Source organism: uncultured Acetobacterium sp. (assembly GCF_927416815.1).
Taxonomy (GTDB): Bacteria; Bacillota; Clostridia; order Eubacteriales; family Eubacteriaceae; genus Acetobacterium.
Genome location: NZ_CAKMJU010000028.1, coordinates 16,394 through 27,964, shown reverse-complemented (window position 1 = coordinate 27,964; position 11,571 = coordinate 16,394). Strand labels below are relative to the sequence as shown.

The 11,571-nt window shown below is 45.7% G+C and carries 12 protein-coding genes; 11 read left to right on the top strand and 1 reads right to left on the bottom strand.

What is annotated here, in order from left to right:
• Positions 1-187: 187 nt before the first annotated feature.
• On the bottom strand, positions 188-1,147 hold the full coding sequence (locus QZ998_RS05060) for an SMP-30/gluconolactonase/LRE family protein (protein ID WP_296558571.1): 960 nt from the start codon (positions 1,145-1,147) through the stop codon (positions 188-190).
• 552 nt (positions 1,148-1,699) lie between these two features.
• On the opposite strand from QZ998_RS05060, the gene QZ998_RS05055 reads away from it, so the two are divergent.
• The 11 genes from QZ998_RS05055 (at position 1,700) to nifK (ending at position 11,158) form a co-directional block, all read left to right on the top strand.
• Positions 1,700-2,368, top strand: a complete 669-nt coding sequence (locus tag QZ998_RS05055) for a pentapeptide repeat-containing protein (RefSeq protein ID WP_296558569.1) — start codon at positions 1,700-1,702, stop codon at positions 2,366-2,368.
• A 24-nt stretch (positions 2,369-2,392) separates the two neighbouring features.
• Positions 2,393-3,277: a radical SAM protein gene (locus QZ998_RS05050; protein WP_296558567.1), complete on the top strand. Its 885-nt coding sequence runs from the start codon at positions 2,393-2,395 to the stop codon at positions 3,275-3,277.
• A 222-nt stretch (positions 3,278-3,499) separates the two neighbouring features.
• A complete protein-coding gene (locus QZ998_RS05045) occupies positions 3,500-3,712 on the top strand; it encodes a helix-turn-helix transcriptional regulator (protein WP_296558565.1) in 213 nt (70 codons plus the stop codon).
• A complete protein-coding gene (locus QZ998_RS05040; RefSeq protein WP_296558564.1) occupies positions 3,699-4,181 on the top strand; it encodes a DUF6773 family protein in 483 nt (160 codons plus the stop codon). Before QZ998_RS05045 ends, QZ998_RS05040 begins: the two co-directional genes overlap by 14 nt.
• A 245-nt stretch (positions 4,182-4,426) precedes the next feature.
• A complete protein-coding gene (locus tag QZ998_RS05035; RefSeq protein ID WP_296558562.1) occupies positions 4,427-5,065 on the top strand; it encodes a Fe-only nitrogenase accessory AnfO family protein in 639 nt (212 codons plus the stop codon).
• 12 nt (positions 5,066-5,077) lie between these two features.
• Positions 5,078-6,028, top strand: coding sequence for a hypothetical protein (locus QZ998_RS05030; RefSeq protein ID WP_296558560.1), 951 nt, complete (start codon positions 5,078-5,080; stop codon positions 6,026-6,028).
• Positions 6,029-6,597: 569 nt separating this feature from the next.
• Positions 6,598-7,419 (top strand): nitrogenase iron protein, encoded by an 822-nt coding sequence (gene nifH, locus QZ998_RS05025; protein ID WP_296558558.1) that lies wholly within the window; start codon positions 6,598-6,600, stop codon positions 7,417-7,419.
• A 45-nt stretch (positions 7,420-7,464) separates the two neighbouring features.
• Complete coding sequence (locus QZ998_RS05020; protein ID WP_070370205.1) at positions 7,465-7,791, top strand: P-II family nitrogen regulator; 327 nt, start codon at positions 7,465-7,467, stop codon at positions 7,789-7,791.
• A 14-nt stretch (positions 7,792-7,805) separates the two neighbouring features.
• Positions 7,806-8,189, top strand: a complete 384-nt coding sequence (locus QZ998_RS05015; RefSeq protein ID WP_296558557.1) for a P-II family nitrogen regulator — start codon at positions 7,806-7,808, stop codon at positions 8,187-8,189.
• Between the two features lie 15 nt (positions 8,190-8,204).
• The gene (gene nifD / locus QZ998_RS05010; RefSeq protein ID WP_296558555.1) at positions 8,205-9,794 is read left to right on the top strand and encodes a nitrogenase molybdenum-iron protein alpha chain; all 1,590 of its coding nucleotides are present in this window, start codon (positions 8,205-8,207) and stop codon (positions 9,792-9,794) included.
• Complete coding sequence (gene nifK / locus QZ998_RS05005) at positions 9,794-11,158, top strand: nitrogenase molybdenum-iron protein subunit beta (RefSeq protein ID WP_296558553.1); 1,365 nt, start codon at positions 9,794-9,796, stop codon at positions 11,156-11,158. Before nifD ends, nifK begins: the two co-directional genes overlap by 1 nt.
• The last annotated feature ends 413 nt before the right edge of the window (positions 11,159-11,571 follow it).

Below are 11,571 nucleotides of genomic sequence, written 5' to 3'. Positions count from 1 at the left end.
AGCAGGTTTTTTTGCGTCGCGGCCTTTCTCTATCAATCAAATTTTACAGACCATTTATCGCTCTCGCACCGGTTGCCTGGTGTCACCGTCAAAAGAACCCGATCTTCTGACGAAAACCGGGTTCTTTTTTAATGAGCAACCGGAAAAATCCAGCTGCGTATGGTAAGCGTAAAGATTGATGCGTGATTTATTCGTTGGGTACCTGATAAACGGTTCCCATATAGGTCCCACCATCAAGGTCATCGATGGCCGTGACATAGGCGATGGCTTCGTCTGGACTGAAATTTAAGTTTGGTGCCGCTGGTGAGGGCACATCAATGGTTCTTAGTAAGGCTTTATCCGGTCCAACCACTAAAATCCGTCCCATACTGTATTGGCCGATATACAGGTTACCCTTAGAATCAACCTTTAAGCCATCCGGGTAGGCCAGTTCTCCGGAATCCGGATCGAGGGTGTTAATCACCGCAAATACCTGTCGATTGAATAAGCTCCCCTCGCCAATATCAAACTGAATCACCCGGTGAGCTTCCGATTCGGAAACATACAAGGTTTTACCGTCTGGCGATACTGCCACTCCGTTGGCATAGTGCAGATCATTGGCGACCTCGGTAATCGTCCCGTCACTGCCCATGTAGTAGACTTTGCCAACAATCGGACCCGATTCCCAGGGACCAGAGGTGGTAAAGTAAACCCCGCCTTTGCTATCCTTAGAAAAATCATTGGGACCCACAAAAGCATTTCCGTTCTTGTCTTTGTCGTAGGTTTGAATTGTTTTTCCCTCAGCCGATATTCGGATAATGGTGTTTGAATCATAGCCGGTCACTAAGAATTCACCATTGGCCACTGGCATCACGGCTGACGGACCGGTGCCATCCTGTTGCCAGAAAACCGTATTATTTTCGCCGTCCCAGGTCATCACAGTATTGCCAGCATACTCCACATAATAGAGCTTATCATCGACCCAGGCCGGTCCTTCGGGAAAGGCCGCCTGGTCATTAATAACTTCTAATCCCGGCGTCGCCTGGTTGAGCGCGATCTGTTTTTCATCGGTAGGATTTCTGTCTAAATAGGCAGTACATCCGGACAGAAAAACTGTCCCCATACAGGTCAAAACAACAGCTACTTTGGTCATCCAATTCTTATTCATGATTACCTCCTTGGTTTAAAGAACTATGAATTAAATTTCAAGCAATTTTTATGCCAAGTGTAACTATTGTTTTGTTTTTCCCATAATTGCCGATTGTCAGCCATTCTGGCGCTGATTAATGAATTAATTGTCGCTGGAATGCGCAAGTTATTTTGCAGATTTTCCTCTGTATGTTGGCATCCCTTGATGCAATACAGATGATTAAAGCCATATGCCGTGTTTTTTTTATTTTTTTGCATGATATCTATTTTTGCGGTTAAAACACTGATTTTGTAACTCAACATAGGGTAAAATTAAAATGACTTAGCTAATATAAATTGCCCTCAGTTGCGGCTGGAAGATTCTTGATTAACCTCAACTGACTTATATGATATAATGTAAAAAAATTTTTAAATATTAACAAGCCCTTCTTGTCAAATATATGACCCGGCGCTTTTGCCTCTCCGGGCCGACGTCGCTGGGCTTAACTTAGCACTAGAGTAAATCTGTCAACTTAATGGAAAGATACAAAAAAAAAAAAAACAAAACAATGCTTGGAAAGGATCGCAATCGATGAATAAAAATAAACTAAAGCCGATTAAAATAACAACTCCTGATTTGTCTGCTCACCTTGAGCCGGTCGCTGATCTCGCCGCCCTGCTGGCCTGGGCCCGGGAAGAAGAACTGGATATCGAAGGCCGGCATTTTAAAGATTTGACATTCAATGAAGCGGATTTTTCTCATCTTTCATTCCGGGAATCACTATTTGAGAACTGTGATTTTTCTGACTGTGACTTTGAAAAAGTCGACTGCCGGGATCTGCGCTTTCAATCCTGCAGCCTATCCAATAGCAACTTTTCCGAGGGCTACTTCAATCGCTGTGAGTTTTTTGCCAGCAAGCTGGTGGGGGCTGATTTTCATCAGGCCCAGCTGGAGAATGTCCTGACCACTGACTGCAGTTTCCAATATGCCAGTTTCAGCAAGTCCAAACTTAAAGCACTGGCAATCTCCCAAAGCGATTTCAGCGAAGCCACGATCAGCGAGTGCAAACTCACCCAGATCAAACTGGATGATGTCAATTTCAGCCAAACCAGTTTTTTCAAAACCCCTCTCAAAGGGCTGGACTTGACCAGCTGCCAGCTCGACGGCCTGATTGTCTCTATCGACGCCTTAAGCGGTGCCCTTGTCTCCACCTATCAGGCCGCCGAGCTGGCCAAGTTAATGGGTCTGATTGTCCGCTGAGGGCTTGCTAAAGAAAGGGGCCTTATGAAAACCATCCCTGCTAAAAATATGCTGACCCGGACAAAAAATAATGTCTGGTTCGGTACTGACTACAATATGAATATCTACCGGGGCTGTTCCCATGGCTGCATTTATTGCGACAGCCGCAGCGACTGCTACGGGATTGAAGACTTTGATCAGGTTCGCGCCAAAGAAAACGCCCTGATCATTCTTGAGGATAATCTGCGCCGCAAAAACTTAAAGGGAGTGGTCGGAACCGGTGCCATGAGTGATCCCTATAATCCCCTGGAGAAGAAATATCAGCTCACCCGCCAGGCGCTGGAACTGTTTAAAAAGCATGGTTACGGGGTTGCCCTCGCCACCAAAAGCCCCCTAGTGACCCGGGATAAAGAGCTGCTTGCCGCGATTCAGAAGCGGTCGCCGGTACTGGTCAAAATCACCATTACCTGTGCCGAAGATCCGCTGGCAAAAATCATCGAACCCCGGGTAGCCGCCAGTTCAGCGCGCTTTGCCGCGATCAAAGAGCTGGCTGACTGCAGCATCTTTGCCGGGGTTCTGCTGATGCCGATTCTCCCCTTTATCAATGACACCCCGGCAAACATCACGGCCATTGTAACCGCTGCGGCCGAACATGGCGCCCGGTTTATTTATCCCGCCTTCGGGGTTACCCTCCGGGACTCTCAACGCCTTTATTTCTATGACCAACTGGAAGCCCATTTTCCCGGCATCAAAAAAGAATATCTGCGTAGCTTCGGCAACGCCTATAGTTGCGCCAGCCCCCAGGCCAAGATCCTCTGGACCACCTTCACCCGGGAATGCCAGCGCCAGGGCCTGCTCTACAAAATGGAAGACATCGTCGCCCGCTACAAACTGGAAAACGGCAGCCAGCAATTGTCATTTTTGTTTTAGCCTTACTTTTAGCAATTGCCGTACACAACGATAATCCCCCCCGACAAAAGAAAGAAACGCTTAGAACCCTTAATCTTTGTTCGGCAGGCTTAATTTCGGCTTTGAAAAATCCTTTACTTAATCAGCAGACAAACGCAGCATAATTATTATATTGGTCTTTATGCAATATATACTTGACATTTAATACTATATATTATACTATATGCAATGTGAGGTAAGCTGATGAAAAATATAAAATTAAAGGTGGCTCGGGTCGAGCACGATATTTCTCAGGAAGAACTGGCCAAGCGGGTCGGCGTTACCCGCCAGACTGTTGGCATGATTGAAGCCGGAAAATTCAACCCTTCTTTACAATTGTGCGTTGCCATCTGTAAAGCGCTGGGAAAAACGTTAAACGATTTATTTTGGGAGGAAAACGACAATGAAAAAAATTAAAAAAGTAGTTGATGAGCGCCAGGAACTGGAGCTGTATAAGATAGAGCATGTCTGTTTTTGGATTGTTTTCTGGCTGCTGCTGGGCAGCATCATTGTGCAGTCGATGTTTCTCAATGCTCCCTTTAGTCAGTGGGGTTTTGAATGGTCGATCTTTATGATCAGCTGCGGCGGGGTTATGGTGGGCTGTTATAAAAAGGGACAATGGGATTTTTACAGCAAACCGACCACTAAAAACTACCTGATTTACAGCCTGGTCGGTGCTGGTGCCTTTGCCATCATTTACGCCATTACAATGTACCTGAACCACCCTTATTTAAAAGACAATCTGCTGGCGCTCGCCTCGCTGACTGCCCTTATCTTTGGCCTGCTCTTTGCCCTGATCTTCGTCGCCCTGTTTGTCAGTGGCACCCTGGTAAAAAAACGCCAGCAAAAACTGGAAAACCAATTTAGTGATGATGACCCGCAATAGCTTTATCGCTTTCAAATAAGGCATCCCCCTGATTTTTCAGGGTTTTTTTTTTTATCAAATTTGACCGCCTTTGACAAGAGCAAGGGCCTGTATCCCCAAACTGTAAAATTTCTGCAATCGTTTTATTACCGATTTAGTGTTAATTCCGCACCACTTTTTTATTTCTATGCTATACTACAACTAATTTTAAGCAATTCTGTTTTTTATCAACATTCCGTACTGATTCAATTCGATGAGGTGAACAAATGAAAGAAAAACTAAATTTAATGGCTGTTTTTTGTGATGACAATGACCAACTTTCGCGGTTTGATGACATGACCAATTTTGTCTTCTACACCAAAGAAGAAGCCGGATGGCACAAATCGGATAAGGTTCCCTTGAGTCCTGATCTTTCCGGGGGGCTGGACGCCATTCGCGAAAATATTAGTCAGATGCTTAGCGCCTTTAATGAATGCCGGATCATCATTACTAAATCCATCTCCGGAATTCCCTATCAGATTTTTGACCGTTCGGGTTTTATTATCTGCGAATCCGATGCTTTTGATCTGGACTTGCTAAATGCCATTAGAGCCGATTTAATCAATCAAGACGAAGAGGCTCGAGCCTATGCCCGTCTGCTGGCCAAGACTCCCGAAGAAACCGATGTCCCCGGTTATTACCGCTTTGATTTAAGCCAGGTGCAAAAAAAACACCCGGAACTGAGTTCGAAAATGGCGCTGCTGCCGTTTTTAAAAGAAACTCCCTTTTACAGCCTAGAAGTGGTCTGCGACCATATCCCACCATGGTTTGAACAGCAATTACCAGAAATGCAATTACAATACCATATCGAAAATAAAAATGATTCCACTAAGCATGTGGTCATCACCCATGTGGTGTGTGAATAAAAGGAGTGCGTCATGTCAATCTGCCAAACGCAAAACTATGGCTCCCTCACCGGGATTACCTCTCTAGAAACCTATACCGATGGTTCGTTAAAAGGCTGTGCCTTTGACGAACCCAACACCATCAATACCCCTGTCGGCATTCTGGTTCCCAACTACGGCTCCGCAAACCTACGAAATCGGGAAGGATTAGCGCTGGAGTTTTTTAAAAGCGGCCAGATCAAAAGCATCGATCTGGAAAACGCTACCGCGGTGATCACCTCGCTGGGGAGCCTGTCTGCCGAACGGATCAGCTTTTATGAAAACGGCCGGATCCACCGTTTGTTTCCACTAAACGGCCGCATCAACGGCTACTGGACCGAGGCTGATGAATATACCCTGGCTAAAGCAATTGACTTTGATCTGGCGGTGGGTGCCTTTTCAGCCAAGGTGGTAAGCCTTTGTTTTTATGAAAGTGGCGCCCTGAAAAGTCTGACCATGTGGCCCCAGGAAACCATCGAAATCAATAGCCCGGACGGACTGGTCAAGGTACGCTACGGCTTCTCTCTATACGAAAATGGTAAACTGAAAAGCTTTGAACCGGCGCTACCGGAACCGATTGTCACCCCCATTGGGATTGTGATTGCCTATGACAGCCTGGCTCACGGCATCAATTGCGACCAAAACTCGGTCAACTATTCCGCTGCCGGGATGATCCGTTCTCTGATCACCGGTAATAACGGTCTGCTGATCACTGAACCGGAAGGCAAGAAATTCATTCAGCCGCTGATGAAACCAGGCACGCTAGACCCGGACGTATTGGTTCCCGAACCGATGACGATTGTCTTTACCGATGGCAAGATCGAGATTATCCAGGATGATATCGTGACGGTCGATTTAAAAACGGCCACTGTCCGGACGATTCTAGTCCATGATCCGATGAAAAAGTCTTGTGGCGACTGTTCTTCCTGCTCCAGCTGCGGCTGATCCCCGGCCAATCAGCCATCGTTTTTAAAGCATCACTTAAGTTTTTCTTAAGAGAGAAAAACCCAAGCCAAGCCAAAAACATTGTGTCACTGTGAAAATGATTTCAGCCCATCTATCAGCTGAAAAACATGTCCGCCAATACCAGTACAATCGCAGTTTCTGACTGATAAAAAGCTGCCGCTAGACCTTCCAATTCTTAAACCCATTTCACTTTGAAAAGGGTTTACAAGCAAAGCAGCTTGACTTATCCCGCGAATCCGTGGATAATAAGCCCATAGAAAACAATGCAATACGGATTTGACAAAGACAATGTGGTCTTGGCTCCTTACAATTGGGTAAGGGCTGAGACCTTTTTTGTTCTAACCGATCCACCCAATTTAGACAAAGAGGTCTTAATTGGCTGCTATAAGAGGCTGCCAATTAAGATCTTTTCGTTTATGCAAAAACAATAAGTTTCTTAGACAAGGAAGTCTGACCTTTTACACTGTTGTGAAGGGAAAAGGCTTCTTTTCTTTTTGCAAAAAAACTTGCATTGGATCTTAAAATTTTCACACTCAGGAGGAAAGATAATGAGACAAATCGCGATTTATGGTAAAGGTGGTATTGGTAAATCTACCACAACACAAAACCTCACCGCCGGACTAGGACTCATGGACAAAAACATCATGGTCGTCGGATGTGATCCCAAGGCCGATTCAACCCGGTTGCTACTTGGTGGGATGGCACAAAAAACGGTATTGGATACCCTTCGTGAAGAAGGTGAAGAAATTGAACTGGATGCGATCTTAAAGCCTGGCTTTCGGGGCATCCAATGTGTCGAATCCGGTGGACCAGAACCGGGGGTCGGATGTGCCGGTCGAGGAATTATTACTTCCATCGGGATGTTAGAGCAACTCGGTGCCTACACCGAAGATCTGGACTATGTTTTTTATGATGTCCTCGGTGACGTTGTTTGTGGCGGTTTTGCAATGCCAATCCGTGAAGGCAAGGCTCAGGAAATCTACATTGTCGCATCGGGCGAAATGATGGCCTTATATGCTGCCAACAACATTGCCAAAGGGGTTCAGAAATACGCATCAAGCGGCGGCGTTCGTTTAGGCGGCATCATCTGCAACAGCCGTAATGTTGATGGTGAAAAAGAACTAGTTGAAGCCTTTGCCAAAGAACTGGGCAGCCAGATGATCTACTTTGTACCGCGGGACAACATGGTTCAGCGCGCCGAAATCAACAAAAAAACTGTTCTCGAATTTGATGATACCGCCGTTCAGGCTCAGGAATACCGTAATCTGGCCGCCGCGGTTGATGGCAATCAGATGTTTGTGGTTCCGACTCCAATGCACCAGGATCGTTTGGAAGAGCTGTTGATGGAACATGGCTTAATGGATATTTAGTTTAAAAATAATTTTGATTTGAATCACGAAAGGTAGGTTGACACGATGTTAATGGTACGCGCAATTATCAGACCTGAAAAAACAGGAGTAGTTTTATCCGAAATGTTATCGGCTGGATTCTCAGCGGTAACCAAGCTGGATGTATATGGACGTGGGAAACAAAAAGGCATCAAGGTTGGCGACGTCTATTATGACGAAATCCCCAAAGTAATGCTGCTTTGTATTGTAAAAGATGAAGACAAAGATGATGTTGTTAAAATAATTATGAAAAACGCAAAAACTGGCAAGGAAGGTACTTTTGGAGATGGTCGTATTTTCATTTCTCCGGTAGAAGAAGCATATACAATCAGTACTGGAACAGCTGGCCTGTAAAAGGAGGAATTGATATGAAAGAAGTTATGGCAATTATTCGGCAGAATAAAGTGAACCAGACCAAAGAAGCCCTGGTCAATCAAGGCTATCCTGCTTTTACCTGTTTAAAGGTGCTTGGTCGCGGCAAGAAAAGTATTGATTTATCGATTATTCAGGATATTGTTGACGCCGGGGAAATGCCTGTTTCACCAATGGGTGAAGCATTAACTGAGTCCTCCCGTTTAATTCCGAAACGGTTTTTCACGGTCATTTGTGACGATGCCGATGTCAGTAAGGTTGTTTCTATTATCATCGATAACAATCAGACTGGAAACCCTGGTGATGGTAAAATTTTCGTCATCCCGATTGAAGAGTCCATTCGTGTGCGAAGTGGCGAAAAAAATGCCGATGCATTTTAGAAAGAGGTGATTTGAATGGATTCAAGAGATAAGGTACTTGATAAATATAGCTCTAAGATATACAAAAACAGAAAAGAACATGTTATCGAAATTGAAGCTGGCGAACCACAGGTTATTGCCGCTGACACCCGGGCGATTCCCGGCATCATGACCAACCGCGGCTGCTGCTACGCTGGTTGTAAAGGGGTTGTTACCGGCCCCTTAAAAGATGTTGTCAACATCGTTCACGGACCGATCGGCTGTGCCTACTACACCTGGGGGACGCGGCGAAACAAAGCCAAGGGAGATGAGCACACCAAAGACTTTACCCAATACAGTTTTTGCACCGATATGCAGGAAACCGACATCGTTTTTGGCGGTGAAAAGAAATTACGCCAAGCTATTAAAGAAGCCATGGAAATCTTCAACCCCGAATGTATCATGATCAGCTCAACCTGTCCGGTTGGACTAATCGGTGATGATATCCACGCGATTGCTGCTGAATCAGAAAGACTCTACGGCATCAAGGTTTTAGCCTTCAGCTGCGAAGGTTATAAGGGCGTCAGCCAATCCGGCGGTCACCATATTGCCAACAACGGTCTGATGAAATACATCATCGGTACCGGTGATGCCGAACCACAAAAATATTCGATCAACCTTTTAGGTGAATACAACATCGGTGGCGACGGCTGGGAAGTTGAGCGGATCTTAAAGCGGATCGGTTATCACGTTGTTTCGGTGATGACTGGCGACGGCAGCTATGCTGATCTTAAAAATGCCCACACCGCCGACCTTAATCTGGTTCAATGTCACCGATCAATTAATTATATTGCCGAAATGATGAAAACCAAATATGGGATGGACTGGATCAAGGTCAATTTTATTGGTCTGGAAAGTATCAAAAAATCTTTAATGGATATTGCCTCCTACTTCGGTGACCCGGAATTGTTAGCCCGAACGGAAGCCGTTATCGCTGAAGAACTCGACGAAATTGAAGAAGGCATGGCTTACTACAAGTCAAAACTAGATGGTAAAAAAGCCGCTGTCTATGTTGGTGGATCGCGTACCCATCATTACATCAACCTACTAAAATACCTGGGTGTCGATGTGATCCTGGCCGGCTATGAATTTGGCCATCGTGATGATTATGAAGGCCGGGATGTTATCCCCAGTATTAAAATCGATGCCGATTCTAAAAATATCGAAAGCATCACCGTCACCAAAGACGAAGGCAACTACAAAACCTTCCATACGCCAGAAAAAATTGAAGCCTTAAAAGCCGCTGGTGTTCCGCTGGAAAAATACGATGGCCTCTGGTCTGACATTGCCGAAGGAGCTATCATAACCGATGACTTCAACCATTTTGAAACCGAAGAATTTTTAAAACTGTTAAAGCCTGATATTTTCTTCTCGGGGATTAAAGACAAGTTTATTGTGCAAAAATCAGGTGTTCCCTCACGACAATTACATTCCTATGATTACAGCGGTCCCTATGCTGGCTTCAGAGGAGCATTAAATTTCGCCAAAGACATGACAATGGCCACTTACACCCCGGTCTGGAATATGGTTCAGGCACCCTGGAAAAGTGAGCCCACGTTAGTTGGCAGCTTAGGAGGTATCGAATAATGTTAGAATTAACCCCCAAAAAATTATCGGACCGATCCACTCTACGAATCAATCCGATAAAAACATGTCAACCGGTTGGGGCCATGTATGCCGCCCTGGGTGTTCACCAATGTATGCCCCACAGCCATGGCTCTCAAGGATGCTGTTCATTTCATCGGATGTTCTTAACTCGGCATTTTAAAGACCCGGCCATTGCATCGTCGAGTTCATTTACCGAAGGCGCATCGGTATTCGGCGGCGGCGCTAACCTGAAAACTGCCATTAAAAACATTTTTGATATTTACGACCCTGAAATTATCGCGGTTCACACCACCTGTTTAAGCGAAACCATTGGTGATGACCTAAATGGTTACATCCAGGACGCCAAGATTCCCGAAGGCAAATTGGTCGTTCACACCAATACGCCCAGTTATGTTGGTTCACATGTTACCGGTTATTATAACATGATTTCCGGATTTATTAAATATCTATCGACGGCAACCGGCGAAAAAAATGGTAAACTGGCCCTCTTCCCGGGATTTGTGAATCCCGGCGACATGCGCGAGATGAAACGGCTAATGAAGCTGATGGCTACCGAGTTCATTATGCTTCCCGATACCAGCGGTGTTTTAGATGCTCCGATGACCGGAACTTATACCATGTATCCCAAGGGCGGAACCACCATTCCCGAGATCCGCGATCTGGGCAACTGTGAGATGACCTTAGCCTTAGGTGAATTGACCTCTGAATTCCCGGCCGATTTTTTAGAAAAAAAATGCAAGGTGCCCTATAAAGCCTTACCGCTACCAATTGGCGTAGAAAATACCGATGCTTTCATCATGGCGCTAAACCAGTTTTCTAAGAATGAAGTCCCTTATGAAATTGAAGAAGAACGCGGCCAGCTGATGGATATCCTCTTGGATTCACATCAGTACACCCACAACAAGACCGTCGCAATTTTCGGCGATCCCGACACCGTTTTAGGGATGGCTCAAATCACCCTGGAAATGGGGATGATCCCTAAATACATGGTAACCGGTACCCCCGGAGCAGCTTTTGAGCGAAAAGCCGCGGCCTTACTGGAAAAATTCGGCGTCGAAGGTTGTACCGCCAAACAAAGCGGTGACTTATTCGAACTTCACCAATGGATTATAAATGATCCGGTTGACTTATTAATCGGCGGCACCCACGGCAAGCAAGTAGCCCGAGCCGAAGACATCCCCCTGGTTCGCGTCGGCTTCCCGATCATCGACCGATATGTTCACTCTTACATGCCGATCGTTGGCTACAAAGGTGCCATCCGACTGGCCGAACTGATCCTCAACGCCCTGATGGACCGTCAGGACCGCGACTGCGAAGACGAAGATCTAGAAATGGTAATGTAGCCTGGGGAGGTTCCTTTCTCTTAGGTTAGTGCCGACTACCGTACCGACCAATTGTTAATCTGTTGTATGCGCGCAATTCGTACAGTTGCGAAATAAAGAATATCAACTTATAAAGTTTCAGCTGCGCAACTGTTCGCCTTGAGGCACAGGGTCTGACCCCTAGGTCACAACATGATGTAACAATTGTCGGTACTGGGTTATCTCATTATATATAATCGGGGTTAATCTCCAACCTACCCCCAGATAGAAAACAGAAGTAAGTCCGGAGACAATCACAAATCAGGTGTCTGCATCAAGGCGAACAGGCGATAGCCTGTCCGATCTTGCAGCAGACAACGATTTGATGATTGTCTCCAGGACGATTCTCAAGACTAAACACCAGGGGAGGTTTTCCTCCCCTTTATTTGAAAGGA